This is a genomic window from Synechococcus sp. CCY9201, from assembly GCF_034931105.1.
In the GTDB taxonomy this organism is placed as follows: Bacteria; Cyanobacteriota; Cyanobacteriia; order PCC-6307; family Cyanobiaceae; genus CBW1002.
In genome coordinates this window covers 23,445-41,423 of record NZ_JAYGIC010000094.1, presented here as the reverse complement: position 1 = coordinate 41,423, position 17,979 = coordinate 23,445, and the positions used below count along the sequence as shown (strand labels likewise).

The 17,979-nt window shown below is 66.4% G+C and carries 10 protein-coding genes and 1 tRNA gene; 9 read left to right on the top strand and 2 right to left on the bottom strand.

What is annotated here, in order from left to right:
- Positions 1-14 precede the first annotated feature (14 nt).
- The 3 genes from VB716_RS09275 to VB716_RS09265 all read left to right on the top strand — a co-directional run bounded on the left by VB716_RS09275 (position 15) and on the right by VB716_RS09265 (position 6,304).
- Positions 15-1,340, top strand: coding sequence for a hypothetical protein (locus VB716_RS09275; protein WP_323270309.1), 1,326 nt, complete (start codon positions 15-17; stop codon positions 1,338-1,340).
- Positions 1,337-3,277, top strand: a complete 1,941-nt coding sequence (cobJ, locus tag VB716_RS09270) for a precorrin-3B C(17)-methyltransferase (RefSeq protein WP_323270308.1) — start codon at positions 1,337-1,339, stop codon at positions 3,275-3,277. Before VB716_RS09275 ends, cobJ begins: the two co-directional genes overlap by 4 nt.
- Before the next feature lie 699 nt (positions 3,278-3,976).
- Positions 3,977-6,304, top strand: coding sequence for a diguanylate cyclase (locus VB716_RS09265; RefSeq protein ID WP_323270307.1), 2,328 nt, complete (start codon positions 3,977-3,979; stop codon positions 6,302-6,304).
- Between the two features lie 119 nt (positions 6,305-6,423).
- On the opposite strand, the gene VB716_RS09260 is transcribed toward VB716_RS09265, so the two are convergent.
- Positions 6,424-6,497 (bottom strand) — tRNA-Pro (locus VB716_RS09260).
- 74 nt (positions 6,498-6,571) lie between these two features.
- Here VB716_RS09260 and lipA point away from each other — a divergent pair.
- Complete coding sequence (lipA, locus tag VB716_RS09255) at positions 6,572-7,462, top strand: lipoyl synthase (protein WP_322757709.1); 891 nt, start codon at positions 6,572-6,574, stop codon at positions 7,460-7,462.
- 138 nt (positions 7,463-7,600) lie between these two features.
- Here lipA and gltB read toward each other — a convergent pair whose 3' ends face one another.
- Positions 7,601-12,208 carry a glutamate synthase large subunit gene (gltB, locus tag VB716_RS09250; RefSeq protein ID WP_322757710.1) on the bottom strand — a complete coding sequence of 1,536 codons (4,608 nt, stop codon included), beginning with the start codon at positions 12,206-12,208 and terminating at the stop codon, positions 7,601-7,603.
- A gap of 268 nt (positions 12,209-12,476) precedes the next feature.
- On the opposite strand from gltB, the gene VB716_RS09245 reads away from it, so the two are divergent.
- The 5 genes from VB716_RS09245 (at position 12,477) to fusA (ending at position 17,940) form a co-directional block, all read left to right on the top strand.
- The gene (locus tag VB716_RS09245) at positions 12,477-14,345 is read left to right on the top strand and encodes a phosphodiester glycosidase family protein (protein ID WP_197171696.1); all 1,869 of its coding nucleotides are present in this window, start codon (positions 12,477-12,479) and stop codon (positions 14,343-14,345) included.
- Between the two features lie 58 nt (positions 14,346-14,403).
- Entirely contained in the window at positions 14,404-14,760 is a 357-nt protein-coding gene (locus VB716_RS09240; protein ID WP_197157114.1) for an AIR synthase, read from the top strand.
- Positions 14,761-14,826: 66 nt separating this feature from the next.
- A complete protein-coding gene (gene rpsL, locus VB716_RS09235) occupies positions 14,827-15,201 on the top strand; it encodes a 30S ribosomal protein S12 (protein WP_197157116.1) in 375 nt (124 codons plus the stop codon).
- 50 nt (positions 15,202-15,251) lie between these two features.
- A complete protein-coding gene (rpsG, locus tag VB716_RS09230) occupies positions 15,252-15,722 on the top strand; it encodes a 30S ribosomal protein S7 (RefSeq protein WP_197157118.1) in 471 nt (156 codons plus the stop codon).
- Between the two features lie 142 nt (positions 15,723-15,864).
- Positions 15,865-17,940 (top strand): elongation factor G, encoded by a 2,076-nt coding sequence (gene fusA / locus VB716_RS09225; RefSeq protein ID WP_197157120.1) that lies wholly within the window; start codon positions 15,865-15,867, stop codon positions 17,938-17,940.
- The last annotated feature ends 39 nt before the right edge of the window (positions 17,941-17,979 follow it).

Here is a 17,979-nt window from a genome sequence, read left to right as displayed (position 1 = left end):
CCGCCGGACGGCTGATGACACGGCTGTTCAGCTGGATCGTGCTGGTGGGCCTGGTGGTTGGGGCCTCAGGTTGTAGCGCGGTGGCGGCCCGAGTGGGCTTCGGACCCAAGCAACGTCAGGAGGGCGGGGCCGGCATCCTGAGCCGGCCGACCCCTTCCGCCCTGCGGGAGGTGGCGCCACCCCCAGGAGTCCAGCAACTGATGGGCGCCCTGGGGGAGCATCAGCCCAGGGTGGAAATCCTCAGCCCCCGCAACGGATCCACCCAGGCTGAGGGTGACTGGATCCTGCAGCTGGCCGTGCGGGACTGGCCCCTGGTGGACGCCGGTCCCCTGGGACTGGGCCCCCATCTGGTGGTGCAAATCGATGGGGATCCCCCGATCCGCCTGCACGACGCCGATCAGCTGGCGCTGAACTTGCCGCCCCTGTCGCCCGGCAGCCACCGGATCACCGCCTATGCCGCCAGGCCCTGGGGTGAGGCCGTCAAGAGCCCTGGCGCCCAGGCCCAGATCGTGGTGCACCGTGTGGCCGCCAACCCCCTCGGAGTGCCGGCGGTCGGATCCCCCCAGCTGATCGTGGCCAGTCCAGCCCTCACCGTTTCCGCCCAACCGGTGCTGCTCGACTGGCTGCTTCTGGATGCGCCGCTGCAACATCTGCGGCCGAACGACGACAGCTGGCGCCTGCGCGTCACCCTGAACGGCGACAGCTTCCTGGTGGATCGCAACGACCCCCTCTGGCTGCAGGGCTGGCGCCCGGGCTCCAACGCCCTTGTGCTGGAGCTGGTCGATGGCCAGGGCGAACCCCTGAATGCGCCGTTCAACAGCCTGGTGCAGGAGGTGCGGCTTGAACCCGGGCCCAGCCCGATCTGGCAGGGAGGCCGCCTCGATGCCCTGACCGTGGCCCAGCTGCTGGGGGAAGCTCCGCCACCGCAACCCGAGGTCGCTGAGACCGTCGAGGCCGTCGAGGCAATCCTTCCGACGATCCCGCCGGCGCTGGAGCCATCACCTGAAGCCTCACCGGCCCTTGAAGAGGACTCCCCCCGGTCGCCCCAGGCAGACCTAGGCAACGATCAGGACCAGGCAAAACAGCTGGAGCAGAGTCCGGTCAGTCGCGAACCTGTGGAAACCGACCTTCCGGATGGCGCCGCTCAGGCGCCTGAGCCGCAGGAATCTGTGCAACAGGAGCTCAAGCCACAGGGCGCAGACACCAACGCTGGCAGCAGCAACGAGGACAAGGAATCAGGACCCGAGCCGATCGAGGCCGCACCGACTCTGAAGACCGACACGATGCCCTCCCCACCAGCCGATGTGACCACGCCGCTCGTCATCCAGGAGGAAGCATGAGCCTGGAACGCAAAGGGCCGGTGCTGGGCCTGGGCTTCAGCGAAGCCGCGCGGGCCCTGCTGGCCCAGCTGCAGCAGGCCGGCCTAGTGGATCGCGTGCGACTGCCTGGCACGGCGTCGAGGCCAGGGCTTGAGCCAGGCGCCGGGGTCAGCGCGGCGGATGACGCATCCGACCCGGCCAGCTGGCTGCGGCACCACTGGGACGGGGCCAGCGCCGTGGTGGCGGTGGGAGCCTGCGGTCTGGTGATCCGCCTGGTGGCGCCACTGCTGCAAGACAAGTCCAGCGACCCAGCCGTGGTGGTGCTCGACCCGCAGGGACGCTTCGCCATTCCACTGCTTGGCGGCCATGCTGGCGGCGGCGAAGCACTGAGCCATCGACTGGCGGCCCTGCTGGGCGGGCAGGCTGTCGTCACCGGCGCCAGCTCAGCCCAGGGCCGACTGGCGCTCGACAGCTTCGGCACAGCCTGGGGCTGGCGCCGGGGCAGCGGCGACTGGACCCGGCTGATGCAGCGAGCCTCCCCGACGGCCGGCAACCTCTTCCCTTCTCCAGGCTCTCCCCTGCTTGTGCAGCAGGACTGTGGCGAAACGGGGTGGACCGCCCTGGAAGCCAGCCAGGCTCTGGGGCTTCAGGTACAGGGAAGCCAGACTCCTCGCCAGCAGACCACGGCTGAACCATCGGGCGATCTCTGGATCACCGCTTACCAAGGCCGTGGCTGCCGCTGGCATCCCCCAACCCTCTGGCTCGGCATCGGCTGCGAGCGGAACACCAGTTCCAGCCTGCTGGAACGCCTGGTGGCACGCGGCCTCAGCAGCACCGGACTGGCCCGTGAAGCCGTCGCCGGCCTGGGCAGCATCGACCGCAAGGGCGACGAGCCGGCGCTGCTGGAGCTGGCGGAGCGCCATGGCTGGCCGCTGCGGCTCTTCGAGGCCAACGCTCTGGATGCCATGGCCGTGCCCAACCCGTCACAGGTGGTGGCCGGTGAGATGGGCACCGCCAGCGTGGCGGAAGCGTCGGCCTTGCTCGCCGCCGAGGCGATCACGCCCTGGGGCATCACCTCCTCTGCCCATGGGACCGTCCCCAGCCCCCGTCTGCTGCTGACCAAGACGATCGAGAAGGCCGGCCCCGGGGAATCCGGAGCCGCCACCCTGGCGATCGCCTTCAGTCCGCGGCAATCGGCGCCGGCCCGGGGCCGGCTGGATCTGGTCGGCAGCGGACCGGGCAGCCTCGATCTGCTCACCCCCGATGCCCGCCGTGCCCTGGCGGAGGCCACCATCTGGGTGGGCTATGGGCTCTATCTCGATCTGCTGGAACCCCTGCGCCGGCCAGATCAACAGCGCATTGACGGGAAACTCACCGAGGAGCGTCAGCGCTGCGCCACCGCCCTGGAGCTGGCCGGGGCCGGCCTGCCCGTCGCCCTGATCTCCTCCGGAGACAGCGGCATCTACGGCATGGCTGGCCTGGCCCTGGAGCTCTGGGGCCAACTGCCCAGCGATCAGCGACCGGCGTTCGCGGTGCATCCCGGCATCTCGGCGCTGCAACTGGCGGCGGCCCGCTGCGGCGCCCCCCTGATGCACGACTTCTGCACCATCAGCCTCAGCGATCGGCTCACCCCCTGGGCAGTGATCGAACGCCGGCTGGAAGCGGCCGCCGCCGGTGATTTCGTGGTGGCGCTCTACAACCCCCGCTCGCGGGGCCGGGACTGGCAGCTGGATCGGGCCCGGGAGCTGCTGCTGCAAGGGCGCCCCAAGACAACACCTGTGGCCCTGGCCCGTCAGCTGGGCCGGGCGGAAGAGGCCGTGACCCTGCACACCCTGGGGGATCTGCCGGTGGGGCAGGTCGACATGCTCACCCTGGTGCTGGTGGGTAACAGCAGCAGCTACGTCTGCGATGGGCGGATGGTGACTCCGCGGGGGTATCCAGGCGCTGAGCTCAGCTGACCCCACCAGAGCTTAAAAAGAAGAATCGGGATAACAGGATTGGGCCGCCTTGTGATCAGCGGGTTCCGCAGGTCATCGCCGCCTGCTCTGGATCCTGGGCCTGGTTCTGGCCTTGATCGTCTGGGCGAATCCGGTTCTCCCGCAAGGAAGGAACCCCACTGTTGAGCTTCGACCTGGTGGTGGTGCTCTCGGCCTGCGCCCTGGACCGCTTCAGGACGGGTCATGACACCTTCGGTCACCAGACCGGGGACGCTGTGCTCCGGGGCAGGGCGGATCTGGTGCGTCCTGCCTGCGGGCTTCGGATCTGGTGGCCCGAATCGGCGGCGATGCGCTTCTGGTGGCCCTCACTGGCGGCGAGTGGCGAGCGAACCCGTGTCCCTGGTGGAGCAAAGGGGCATAGATCGACGACCTGATGGCGCGGGCGGATGAAGCCATGGACGGGGACAGGCAGCACAGGGTCGTGACCTGGTCGTGACCATTCCCCCGACGGGTTGCGTGGATCCCTCCGCCAGGGTGACCAGGCCCAACCCTGTGTCATCGCATGTGTCCTTCATGCGGCAGGGATCGTGATCCCCGCAGATTGAATCCATTTAAAATAGACCGAGGCCCAATCAATCCATCATGAGTCATCACGGCTCTTTCCTGACACCCACAGGGCCTGCCGACATCCGCCGCCAGTTGTTAATTTTACATCTGGCGATGGTCGGGCTTTTCCTTCTCGATCTGGCCCTGCCGCGCAACGTCCCGCTGCTGCCCTATTACTTCCTGGTGGTGGCGCTCTCGGCGAGCGTCGTGACGCCACGCCGGATGATCCCCCTGATTGTGCAGGCCTATGCACTGGCGATCGCGTCGGGGCTCTACTGGGGCTTCTTTCCCTCGACCGACTACCTCACGCGCCTGCTGGCACTCTCCGGTGTGGTGGCTGTGGCCGTGCATCTCGCGGCCCAGCGTTCACGGGAGTCAGCACAGCGACGCCGCAGTGAGGAGCTCTTCAGGACCACGATCGACAATTCGGCCGCCGGCGTGGGCCTGACCGATGCCAGCGGTCGCTTTTTCCTGACGAACCCGGCCTTCTGCGAGATCCTTGGCTGCGACCCCCAATCCACCCACTCCCTGCACTGGCAAGACATCACCCATCCGGACGACGTCAAGCGCGAGCAGGTTCTCGTGGAGGAGATCCTGGCCAACCGGCGCTCCAGCTATCGAATCAAAGTGCGCACTGGTTCGGACAGGGAACGACCCGTCTGGATCGATCTCTGCGTGTCCTGCTCCCGGAACCCGAGCGGAGATGTGGAGTTTCTGATCGGCCAGTTCATCGACATCACGCTCCAGGTTGAGGCCGAGGGGGCCCTGAACAGGACCGAGCAGCTGCTGCACCGCACCCTGGAACAATGCAGTGTGGGCCTGGCGCTGTGCGCCCCGGATACGGGGACCATCCTGCAGGCCAATGGGCAGCTCAGCTCCCTGCTGGGGCTGGGCCCGGCCGTGCTGGCCCGGGGAAGCCTGAAGCAGGTGTTTGCCGCCCTGGAGCTTGTGTCCGTGGAGGATCCACAGGCCGCAACACCGATGGACCCTGCCGCGCTGGCGAGCGTGCTGCGCGGTGAAATCGACGGCTACGGCGTGCGAGTGAGGTTCCGGCGGGCGGACGGGCTGAGGGGCTGGGGGAATCTGCAGCTCAGCAACCTCCGCGATGCCCATGGTGCAGTGGTGCATGTGCTGCTGGAGCTCGACGAGATCACCGAGATCGTGGCCCAGGCGGAATACCTCCTGACAGCTGCCGCCGCCGGCGTGGTGGGGATCTGGGACTGGGATCCGGTGAACGACGTGCTCACCTGGGATTCGGTCATGTACCAGATCTACGGTGTGGATCCGGAGAAGTTCTCCGGTGCGGTGGAGGCGTGGTCGCAGACGGTCCATCCCGAGGACCGCCAGTTCGCTCTGAGCGAACTGGCGGCGGCCGTGCGCGGCGAGCGCGAGTACGCCCTCCGTTTTCGGGTGGTCTGGCCCGATGGAGGGGTGCGTTACATCCAGGCCGCGTCGCGCCGGTTCTTCGATGACGAGGGCAAGGTGGTGCGGATCATGGGCGTGAATTACGACGTCACGGAGCTGGTGCAGGCCCAGCAGCAGCTCAAGGCCGAGCAGCAGCGGCTGAGCATCACCCTCGATTCCCTGCTCGATCCCCATCTACTGCTCGGGCCGGTGCGGGACGAGGAGGGGCGGATCACGGATCTGCGCATCCTGCGGGCCAACCCCGCCGCCGCTGCTTACAACCACATGCCCCTCGACGAGTTCGTGGGGAGCACCCTGCGGCAGTTCTGGCCGGGTCATGTTGAGAACGGACTGTTCGATCGTTATCTGCAGGTGCTGGCCACCGGAGAACCGCTGGTGCTTGATGAGTTCGAGTACCACCAGCATGAGGTGCATGGCGGCGTACGGCAATTGGACATCCGGGTGGTGAAGGTGGGCGACGAACTCAGCGTCTTCTGGCGCGATGTGACGGAGCGGATCGCCATCAAGAAGGCGCTGGAACTGCGGGCCGCCACTGACAGCCTCACCACCTTGCTGAACCGGGAGGAGGTCTTCACGCAGATCGAGCGGCTCATGGGCCGCGACCAGCGCCGGGGAGGGGAGCTGGCGGTGCTCTTCTGCGACCTTGACCGCTTCAAGGAGGTGAACGACACCTACGGCCACCAAGCCGGCGATGCGGTGCTGCAGGCCATGGCCGAGCGGCTCCGCTCCTGCCTGCGCGCCTCGGACCTGGCCGCCCGGATCGGCGGTGATGAGCTGATGGTGGTGCTCCCCGGAGTGCAGGGCCTGGAGGATGCGATCGCCATCGGGGAGAAGCTGCGGCGCCTGGCGAGTGAACCGGTGCCGATCCCCGAGGGGGAGGCGCAGATCACGGTGAGTGTGGGGGTGGCTCTGGCGCGCCCCGGCGAATCGATGGATGGCCTGATCGCCCGGGCCGATGGCGCGATGTACGCCGCGAAGGAGCGAGGCCGTAACCAGGTGGTGGCGATCCCGGCCTGAACGCCACCGGTCATGCCCACCCGGTTGATCTGAATGGAGCAGAGGTCCGAGAGACCTGTCCTGACAGGGAGCTGCTCCTTCCAGCTAGCAAACTGCTGGGGGGGAAGCGAGGAGAAGAGTCGGGATGACAGGATTCGAACCTGCGGCCCCTTCGTCCCGAACGAAGTGCGCTACCAAGCTGCGCCACATCCCGATTTCCGGAGTGTAAGGGATCGCCCCAGCCGGCTGGCCGAGACCGGTTTCTAGAGTCGTGCATTGCGCCCGGCCATGGTGACCAGCCAGCCCACCCCCACCAAACCCGAGTGGCTCCGGGTGAAGGCGCCCCAGCGGGAGCGGATCGGAGCCGTGGCCGATCTGCTGGTAGACCTGAAGCTCAACACGGTCTGCCAGGAGGCCAGCTGCCCCAACATCGGCGAGTGTTTCGCCGGAGGCACGGCCACCTTTCTGATCATGGGGCCCGGCTGCACACGGGCCTGCCCCTACTGCGACATCGACTTCGACAAGAGCGTGCGCAGCCTCGATCCCAGCGAACCGGAGCGGCTGGGGGAAGCGGTGAGCCGGATGGGGCTCAGCCACGTGGTGATCACCTCTGTGAACCGCGACGACCTTTCCGACGGCGGTGCCAGCCAGTTCGTGGCCTGCATCGAAGCGGTGCGCCGCCGCTCGCCCCTCACCACGATCGAGTTGCTGATCCCCGACTTCTGCGGCAACTGGGAGGCCCTGGCTGCGGTGATGGCGGCCGCGCCCGAGGTGCTGAACCACAACATCGAGACCGTGCCGCGTCTCTATCGCCAGGTGCGGCCCCAGGGGATCTACAAACGCTCCCTGGAGCTGCTGCAGAGGGTGCACGAAAGCTGGCCCCGCACCTACACCAAATCAGGCCTGATGGTGGGACTGGGCGAACACGACGCCGAGGTGGACGGCGTGCTCCGCGATCTGCGCGCCCACGCGGTGGACATCGTGACCATCGGCCAGTACCTCTCCCCCGGCCCCAAGCATCTGCCTGTGCAGCGCTTCGTGACACCCGCTCAGTTCGAGGGCTTCCGCCTCCATGGTGAGGACCATCTGGGCTTCCTGCAGGTGGTGAGCTCCCCGCTGACCCGAAGTAGCTACCACGCCGGGGAGGTGCAGCGGTTGATGCGGGAATTCCCCCGCTGAGCACCAGGGAGCCCGCGCTGGTCCATCACCGGAGTGGCAGCAGGATGGTCAATGGACAGGAAGCAACTGTCCCTCCCGGGACAGTGAATCCATCCGGGGAGAGTGAATCCATGTCGTGACCGCAGTGGACACAGCCACTCAGGCGGCCACTGCCTCCCGTTCGGTCAGGCCAAGGTTGGCCTTCTCACTGGGGGGCACCAGCACCTTGAAGCGAGGCTTCCAGCTGGGCCAATCGGCCAGGATCTGGGCCGCCCGGCTGCTGCCGGTTGCCTCCAGATGGGCCTCCAGCAAGGGCCGCAGCAGGGCCTCCTGCTCAGGGGTGGTGAGGTCGCAGAGGGCGACGATCTCCGGATTGAGACGATCGCGCAAGGCGTCGTCTTCGTCCAGCAGGAACGCCACACCGCCGGTCATGCCGGCAGCCACGTTGCGGCCAGTGCTGCCCAGCACCACCACCACGCCACCGGTCATGTATTCGCAGCAGTGGTCACCGGCACCCTCCACCACGGTGGCGGCACCGCTGTTGCGCACGGCGAAGCGCTCACCGGCGCGGCCCAGGGCGAACAGCTCGCCACCGGTGGCCCCGTAGAGGCAGGTGTTGCCGAGGATCACCTGGCTGCCAGGGTCATGCACCCCAGCTGGGGGCACCACGGTGATGCGACCGCCGTTGATGCCCTTGCCGACGTAATCGTTGGCCTCGCCCACCAGCCGCAGTGTCATGCCCTTCAGCAGGAAAGCGCCGAAGCTCTGGCCGGCGGCACCGTCGAAACTGAGATCGACACGACCACCAAAGCCCGTGTTGCCGTAGCGGGCGGCAATCTCGCCGGAGAGGCGGGCACCCACACTGCGATCAGTGTTCACGATCGGCAGGGTGCGAACCACCGCACCATGGCCGTCGATGGCCGCCATCACGGCGGGGTCAGCCAGCAGCTGGTCTTCCAGCACCGGACCGTTGCCGTGGGCCTGGCCGTCATGGCGAAGCCAGATGCGGTCAGCAGCAGCCTCAATCGGAGCCAGCAGACAGGAGAGATCCAGCGATCCGGTCTTGGCCAGTGCCACGTCGCGCATCTCAAGCAGATCGGTCCGGCCGATCAGGTGCTCCAGGCGAGCCACTCCGAGCACGCTGAGCAACTGGCGCACTTCTTCAGCGATAAACAGGAAGAAGCTCACCACATGCTCGGGCAGACCGGTGAAGCGTTGACGCAGGGCCTCCTTCTGGGTTGCCACCCCCACCGGACAGTTGTTGGTGTGGCAGACGCGGGCCATGATGCAGCCCTCGGCGATCATCGCCACCGAGCCGAATCCGTATTCCTCGGCGCCGAGCAGGGCGGCGATCAGCACATCCCAGCCGGTCTTGAGGCCTCCATCGGCGCGCAGCAGAACCCGATCGCGCAGGCCGTTCTCCAGCAGGCTGCGGTGCACTTCAGTGAGCCCCAGCTCCCAGGGGCTGCCGGCATGTTTGATCGAGCTCAGCGGTGAGGCTCCGGTGCCGCCATCGTGGCCGGAGATCTGAATCACGTCGGCGTTGGCCTTGGCCACGCCGGCAGCAATGGTGCCGATTCCAATCTCAGACACCAGCTTGACGCTCACCTTGGCGGCGGGATGTACCTGGTGAAGGTCGTGAATCAGCTGGGCCAGATCCTCGATCGAATAGATGTCGTGGTGAGGCGGCGGCGAGATCAAGGCCACGCCGGGCTTGCTGTTGCGAAGCCAGGCGATGTAGGGGTCCACCTTGGGCCCCGGCAACTGACCACCCTCGCCGGGCTTCGCGCCCTGGGCCACCTTGATTTCCAGCTGGCTGCCGCTGCGGAGATACTCGGGAGTCACACCGAAGCGCCCCGAAGCGATCTGCTTGATCGCCGAATTGGCCGAGTCTCCGCGGCGAAGGCCGCGGATGGTGGAGAGAGTGGCCGAGTGGCCCTGATCGTCCACATCGGCGAGGGGCCGGAAGCGGGCAGGATCCTCACCGCCCTCGCCACTGTTGCTCTTGCCACCGATGCGGTTCATCGCGATCGCCAGCACCTCGTGGGCCTCCCGCGAGAGGGCCCCCAGGCTCATGCCACCGGTGCAGAAGCGGCTGCAGATGCTCTCGACGCTCTCCACCTGATCCAGGGGCAGGGGTTCAGGAGCCGGTCGCAACTGGAGCAGATCCCTCAGGGCCGTGACCGGACGATTCTCCAGCAGGGTCTTGTAGGTGGAGAAATGGTCGTACCCAGGACCTTGCTTCACAGCGGCGTGCAAGGCCTTGGCCATCTCCGGGCTGTTGAGATGGAACTCGCCGCCAGTGCGGTACTGCACAAAGCCCATGAACTCCAGCTTGGTGCGGTTGAGTTCGGGATAGGCCTTGGCGTGGAAGGCCAGGGTCTCGCAGGCCAGATCGGTGAGGCTCAGACCGGCGACGCGGCTGGTGGTGCCCTTGAAGGCCAGCTCGATCAGATCGGCGCCGATGCCGATCGCCTCGAAGATCTGGGCGCCGTGATAGCTGGCCAGCAGGGAGATGCCGATCTTGGAGAGGATCTTGCGCAGGCCATCTTCGAGAGCCTTGCGCACGTTCGCCTGGGCCTGGTCCACGCTGAGGGCGGGCAGCTTGCCGCGCTCGATCAGCGACTGGGTCTTGGGGTGGGCCAGCCAGTGGCGGGTGGTTTCAAACGCAAGCCAGGGGCAGACAGCACTGGCGCCATAGCCGATCAGGCAGGCGAGGTGGTGAGTCGTCCAGCACTGGGCCGTGTCGACCACCAGGGAACAGCGCAGCCGCAGCCCGAGGTTGAGCAAGTGATGGTGTACCGCGCCCACCGCCAGCAGAGGGGGGATGTAGGTGATCGTCGACCCAATCCCGGCGGATCCACCCTCAGGACCCTGCCGATCGGAGAGCACCAGGATCTGGCAGCCGTTCCGCACCGCTTCGGCAGCGGCATCCCTCAGGCGCCGCACAGCCACCTCAAGGCCAGCGGGGCCAGCGGTCACGGCATAGAGGGTGGAGAGGGTGCCCAGAGGGATGTGATGAGCACCCAGGTCAGCGAGTTCGGCCTCATTGAGGACGGGGGTCTCGAGATGGAGCCCGGAGGCCGCCTGCGGCTCGGGCTTCAGGGCGGACCCCCGCCGCCCCAGGAACATCTCGAGGCTCATCACCAGCTTTTCCCGCAGCGGGTCGATCGGCGGGTTGGTGACCTGGGCGAAACGTTGCTTGAAATAGTCGAACAACAGGTGGGGCTTACTGGAGAGCACGGCCAGCGGGATGTCGTCACCCATGCAGTAGGTGGGCTCCTTCGCCGCTCCGGCCATGTCCTCGATCACCAGGTCCAGGTCTTCGGCGCTGAAACCGAAGGCGGTCTGGTGCTGCAGCAGGTCCAGATCTCCGAGACGCTGCTCCTGCTCCCAGGGCTGCGGCAACAGGCTGCGACGGTGCTCAGCCAGCCAGGCGCCATAGGGGTGACGGGCCGCCGCTTCCTCCTTCACCTCCCAGTTGTGGAGGAGGCGGCCGTTCTCGAGATCCACCGCCAGCATCTGGCCGGGGCCGAGCCGCCCTTTCTCCAGGATGCGGCTCTCCTCCAGATCCACCACACCGGTCTCCGAGCCCATCACCACATAGCCATCGGTGGTGATGCAGTAGCGGGCCGGCCGCAGGCCGTTGCGGTCGAGAGTGGCGCCGACACTGCGACCATCGGTGAAGACAAGCAGGGCAGGACCGTCCCAGGGCTCCTGCAGACAGGAGTTGAATTCATACATCGCCTGGATGGCCGGGCGGCTCTCCAGCTCGGGCTGGTTGAGGAAGGCTTCCGGCACCAGGGTCAGCAGGCTGTCGGTGATCGGCCGACCGCTGCGCACCATCAGCTCAAGGGTGGCATCAAGGTTGGCCGAATCGCTGAAGGCGGCGTTCACCACCGGCCGGATGTCCGCGGCGCTGTCACCCCATGCGTCCTCGAGGTGGGCTTCAGCAGCCCGGGCCCAGTTGAGATTTCCCAGCAGAGTGTTGATCTCGCCGTTATGGCCCAGCAGCCGCATCGGCTGCGCCAGGGGCCAGCGGGGCAAGGTGTTGGTGCTGAAGCGGCGGTGATAGACCGCGAAGCTCACCGCGAAGCGCGGATCCCGCAGGTCGCCGTAGAAGGCGGCCAGCACGGCGGAACGCACCATGCCTTTGTAAACAACGGTGCGACCACTGAGGGAGGCGAAATAAAGGTCGTTCGGGCCGGGGCCCCAGGCTTCGCGAGCCCGGTCGCCGATGCGGCGGCGCAGGCGAAACAGCAGGGCCTCAAGGGCGTCACCATCCTGGTCGGACGCGAGCAGCCACTGCTCGATGGCCGGTGCAGTCTGGCGCGCCAGAACCCCCAGCACCTCAGGAGCAACAGGCACCTTCCGCCAGCCAAGCGAGCGCAGATCCAGCCGCTCAGCCTCCTGCTCGCAGAAGTGACGGGCCTGATCCCGCAGGCCTGCATCTGCCGGCATGAACACCATGCCCAGTCCGCGCACACTCCCCTCCGCCGCTGCCGCCTCGGGCCAGACGGCCTCGAGATAACCCCAGGGAATGCCACAGAGCAGCCCGGCGCCGTCGCCGGAATCACTGTCACCGCCACAGCCACCGCGGTGTTCCATGCATTCGAGCCCTCGCAGGGCCTGCTGCAGGACCCAGTGGCTCGGCTCACCATTGAGGTGCGCCAGAAAACCGACACCGCAGGCATCCTTCTCCCCGGCCACGGCCGCCGGCGCCGGGCTGTCGCAATGGGGCCAAACGGGCTGGGTGTAACGGGGCATAACGCTGGACGGGACCTGCGGACACGACGTGCGACTGCTAAGACCGATGGCGGTATGGCCCCGGCGATACGCAGAACGGTCCATCGTAGGGACTGACACTACCGAAGTTGCACCCCTGACGCCGTTCCAATCGCGACCCACCGGTTCCGCCGAGGCACCCGTTGTCGCGGCTGGTTCCACCAGGGGCGTCCTGCACGCTCACGGATCCTTGCAGTGCGGCACACCTCATCCATCAGGGTTAGGTTTCCGCCCTCTGCCGCAGCCCGCCATGGTCCTGGCCCCGTTGCTGCTCCTGCTCGCCGCCGATTCCGTGGCGGCCTTGCCCCAGGCGCTGGCCTCGCTACCGGCGCCACCGGTCCTGACTGCTGAATCCACGCGACTTCCGGACGCTCCGCCCACCCCCAGCCGCTCGGCTCAGCCGTGGTTGGGGCAGATCCGATCCGTAGCCCAGCGCGCCAGCACAGGTACGGCCGTGGTGATCAACGGCCAGCGTCAGCAGGCCCGCTGGGAATCGCGGCAATCGCCTGCCGGCAGCTCGGAACTGTGGCTGCCGCTGGAGGTTCTCCAGGGGCAACTCGGTGTGAGCAGCCGCACCATCGACGGCGGCACCCTCGATCTGGAGTGGTACGGCCGCCCCTTGGTGGTGCCGGCGGTGGACCAGCGCAGCCTCGACGACGAGGTCGCCGTGAACGTGCTGCCCCTGCTGAACGCGGTTGGGGTTCAGACGCGCGTCGTGGGAGACGCTCTCCACCTGGAATTACCGCCGGCGGCCCTCCTCGGTCTGCGCAGCTCCACCCCAGACGGCACACGCCGGGTCGTTCTCGATCTCAACGCGCCTGCCCTGGTCCGGCAGGAGGGAAGCCGGCTCTTTGTGGCGCTCGAAGGGTCCCCCGACCAGCTCCGCCAGCTCGCCGCCCTGGGCCTTCAACCCCGTGCTCGCAGAGGCGGCGTCGAGCTGGGCGTCAGCGCAGGCACCCGCCTGAGCAAACTCTTCACCCTCGGCACCCCACACCGCCTGGTGGTCGATCTGGCCGGCGATGGCGCCGCTGCCAGCTCCTCGGGCGCCCCTGCCGCCAAGCCTGCACCGATCGATCCACGGCTTCAGGCGCTGCTGGGCCGCGACCTCCGCTGGGACCGCCAGACCCGCACGGTGGCCGGCCGCAATCTGCGGATCAACAGTGTCGTGATGGATCCGGCGGCCAGCTCACTGCAGCTGCGGACCCTCACCCGCAGTGACGGCATGCAGGGACTCAGCTCCCTGTCGGATCTGGCACGCCAGCAGGACGCCCTGGTGGCGATCAACGGTGGCTACTTCAATCGGGTGCGCCGCCTGCCGCTCGGGGCCCTCAAGGAGGGTGGCCGCTGGCTGTCGGGGCCGATTCTCAACCGCGGTGTGATGGCCTGGAGCGGCCAGCAGCTGCCCCAGTTCGGCCGGCTGCAACTGCAGGAATGGGTGATCGACGCCAACGGCAGGCGCACACCCCTGACGGTGCTCAACAGCGGCTATGTGCAGCGCGGCCTGAGCCGCTACACCGCCGACTGGGGAGCCGCTTACCAGGCTCTGAGCGGCTCTGAGTCAGGGGCCCTGATTCAGAACGGTGTCGTGACCCAACTCTTCGACGGCACGGCTCTAGCACGCGGCATCCCCCTGCCCGAGGGCAGTTCCCTGCTGGTGGCCCGCGCCGGAGCGCCCCTTCCCTGGAGCCCGGGGGAGCGTCTGCAGATCGACAGCCGGCCCAGTTCCACCCTTGGGCAGGCCGGCTCTGTCATGGGAGGCGGGCCGTTGCTGCTGCAGAACGGCCGGGTGGTGCTGAACGGAACCGCCGAGGGCTTCGGCGATGCCTTCCTGCGCCAGGGAGCCCCCCGCACCGTGGTCGGCAGCGACGGTCGACGACTCTGGCTGGTCACCCTGGAGGGGGTGGATCAGGCCGGGCCCACCCTCAGCGAAACCGCCTGGGTGCTCCAGCAGATGGGCCTGCGCGATGCGCTCAATCTCGATGGAGGCAGCTCCACCGGGCTGGTCATGGGCGGGCAGCACACGGTCAAGGGCCGGGGCGTGGCGGGCTCGGTGCACAACGGCCTCGGCCTGGTGCCCGGAGGTCGCCCCATGGCCCGGATCGAGACCGCAGCACCCTGAACTCGGGCGTGGGCAACTGGCACACTGGATCCACGCTTAGCCTGTCGCATCTCCGCCCATGCCCAAGGGTCACAGCCTGCGCCTGACGGCGGCGGCGGCGGCAGAACTGGGACGCCAGGCCGCCGTCGCCGGCACCCCCGGGATGATGCATCTGGATCTGATCGACGGCAGCTGCGAGCGCTGGGCGATCCGCCTGCGCCCGGGCCATCTGGCGGGCACGCCGATCGCCCGGGCCGATGGCATCACCCTGTTCGCACCCGCCGACCAGCAAGGGCTGCTGACAGGCCTCAGCCTGGATTACCGCGGCGACCTCAGTGGCGGAGGCTTTCTGATCCGACCCGTTGGCAGCATCCGTGCCTGCGCCTGTGGGGCCGCCTTCAGCCGTTCGTCAGAGGAGCGTCCGACGACCCAGTAATGTGGCGGATTGTCGAAATCGGTCGGACGTCCGACCAGTCCTCCCCGAGAAGCACTAAGGCCCTCGATGCCCACCATTCAGCAGCTGATCCGCACCGAACGGCAGCGCTTGACCCGCAAGACCAAGTCTCCGGCCCTGCGCGCCTGCCCCGAGCGGCGTGGTGTGTGCACCCGCGTGTACACCTCCACCCCCAAGAAGCCCAACTCAGCTCTGCGCAAGGTGGCTCGCGTGCGGCTCACCTCGGGCTTTGAGGTGACCGCTTACATCCCCGGCATCGGCCACAACCTGCAGGAGCACTCCGTCGTGCTGATCCGCGGCGGCCGTGTCAAAGATCTGCCAGGCGTTCGTTACCACATCATCCGCGGCACCCTCGATACCGCAGGCGTGAAGGATCGTCGCCAGAGCCGTTCGAAATACGGCGCCAAGACCCCGAAGGGCTGATCGTTCTCAGACCCTCCTCATCTCCTGCCCCCCGCCCCTAACCCAGGTCCATGTCCCGCCGTAACGCCGCCGAGAAGCGCCCGGTTCTTCCCGATCCCCAGTTCAACAGCCGCCTCGCCTCGATGATCGTGGCGCGCCTGATGAAGCACGGCAAGAAGTCGACCGCTCAGCGGATTCTTTCCGACGCCTTCACGCTGATCAACGAGCGCACCGGCACTGATCCGCTGGAACTGTTCGAAACCGCCGTGCGCAATGCCACTCCCCTGGTGGAGGTGCGGGCCCGCCGGGTCGGTGGTGCCACCTATCAGGTCCCCATGGAAGTGCGTCAGGAGCGGGGCACCGCCATGGCCCTGCGCTGGCTGGTCAATTATTCCAGGGCCCGCAACGGCCGCAGCATGGCTCAGAAACTGGCCGGTGAACTGATGGATGCCGCCAATGAGGCCGGCAGCGCCGTACGCAAGCGCGAAGAAACCCACAAGATGGCCGAGGCCAACAAGGCTTTCGCCCACTACCGCTACTGAGGCGACCCCACGCAGAGATCCTGTTGCGGCCGGATCTCTGGGATGACACGTGTGCCCCATCGGATCGGCCTGCGCCTGACCGTTCGGCCGCTTTGTAAAGTAAGTCCCGCATTTTTCACGACCCCCTTCGGAGACAGTCCCCGTGGCCCGCGCCTACCCCCTGGAACGCGTCAGAAATATTGGTATCGCTGCCCATATCGACGCGGGCAAGACCACAACGACCGAACGGATCCTGTTTTATTCGGGCGTCGTCCACAAGATGGGCGAGGTGCACGACGGCGCTGCTGTCACCGACTGGATGGCCCAGGAGCGGGAGCGGGGCATCACGATCACCGCGGCGGCCATTTCCACCAGCTGGAAAGACCACCGCATCAACATCATTGACACCCCCGGTCACGTGGACTTCACCATTGAGGTGGAGCGCTCCATGCGAGTGCTGGATGGCGTGATTGCGGTCTTCTGCGCGGTCGGTGGCGTTCAGCCCCAGTCGGAAACAGTGTGGCGTCAGGCGGACCGCTACAAAGTTCCCCGCATGGTGTTCGTCAACAAGATGGACCGCACCGGCGCTGATTTCCTCAAGGTCTATGGCCAGATCAAGGATCGCCTCAAGGCCAATGCCGCCCCGATCCAGCTGCCGATCGGCGCTGAAGGCGAACTGAGCGGCATCGTCGACCTGGTGAAGAACAAGGCTTATATCTATAAAGATGACCTCGGCAAGGATATTGAGGAGGCTGATATCCCCGCCTCCATGGCCGATGAAGTCGCGACTTGGCGTGAAAAGCTGATGGAATCAGTCGCCGAAAACGATGAGGAGCTTCTTGAAGTCTTCCTCGAGACAGGCGAGCTGACTGAAGCCCAGCTGCACAAAGGGATTCGTGAAGGCGTTCTCAAGCACGGCCTCGTGCCGATGCTCTGTGGTTCAGCGTTCAAGAATAAAGGGGTTCAGCTGCTGCTCGACGCCGTGGTGGATTACCTGCCCGCGCCGATTGACGTTCCCCCCATTCAAGGCCTGCTGCCCGATGGCACCGAGGCCCTGCGGCCCTCGGACGACAGCGCTCCCTTCAGCGCCCTTGCCTTCAAGGTGATGGCCGATCCCTTCGGCAAACTGACGTTCATCCGCATGTATTCGGGTGTTCTACAGAAAGGCAGTTACGTACTCAATTCCACCAAGGACAAAAAAGAGCGCATCTCCCGCCTGATCATTCTCAAGGCCGATGATCGTGAGGAAGTTGATGAACTTCGTGCCGGCGATCTTGGCGCCGTTCTTGGCCTGAAGGACACCACCACCGGAGATACACTCTGTGTGGAAAACGATCCGATCATCCTGGAATCTCTCTACATTCCCGAGCCTGTGATCTCGGTGGCTGTGGAGCCCAAGACCAAGGGCGATATGGAGAAGCTCTCCAAAGCCTTGCAGTCGCTTTCAGAAGAAGATCCCACCTTCCGGGTCCGCACCGATCCGGAAACCAACCAGACCGTGATCGCCGGCATGGGCGAACTCCATCTGGAAATCCTTGTGGACCGGATGCTGCGCGAATTCAAGGTGGAGGCCAACATCGGCGCCCCTCAGGTCTCCTATCGGGAAACCATTCGCGCCAGCTCCAAAGGTGAGGGCAAATTTGCCCGCCAGACCGGAGGCAAGGGCCAGTATGGCCACGTGGTGATCGAAATGGAGCCTGGAGAGCCGGGTTCCGGCTTCGAGTTCGTCAACAAGATTGTTGGCGGCATCGTGCCGAAGGAGTACATCGGCCCTGCCGAACAGGGCATGAAGGAGACCTGCCAGTCAGGCGTGATCGCGGGCTTCCCGATGATCGATGTGCGGGTCACGATGGTCGACGGGTCCTACCATGATGTGGACTCGTCGGAAATGGCCTTCAAGATCGCCGGGTCGCTGGCCTTCAAAGACGGCGTCAAGAAGTGCAATCCCGTACTGCTTGAACCGATGATGAAGGTCGAGGTCGAAGTTCCCGAGGATTTCCTCGGCTCGATCATCGGTGACCTCTCCTCCCGCCGCGGCCAGGTGGAGGGGCAGTCCGTCGATGACGGACAGTCCAAGGTGCAGGCCAAGGTACCGTTGGCCGAGATGTTCGGCTACGCCACCCAGCTCCGATCCATGACCCAGGGTCGGGGTATCTTCTCGATGGAATTCAGCCATTACGAGGAAGTTCCTCGCAACGTGGCCGAGGCCATCATCTCCAAGAATCAGGGCAATTCCTGATCTTTTCTCTACTCACTAACCCCCCCGATTCTTCCCTTC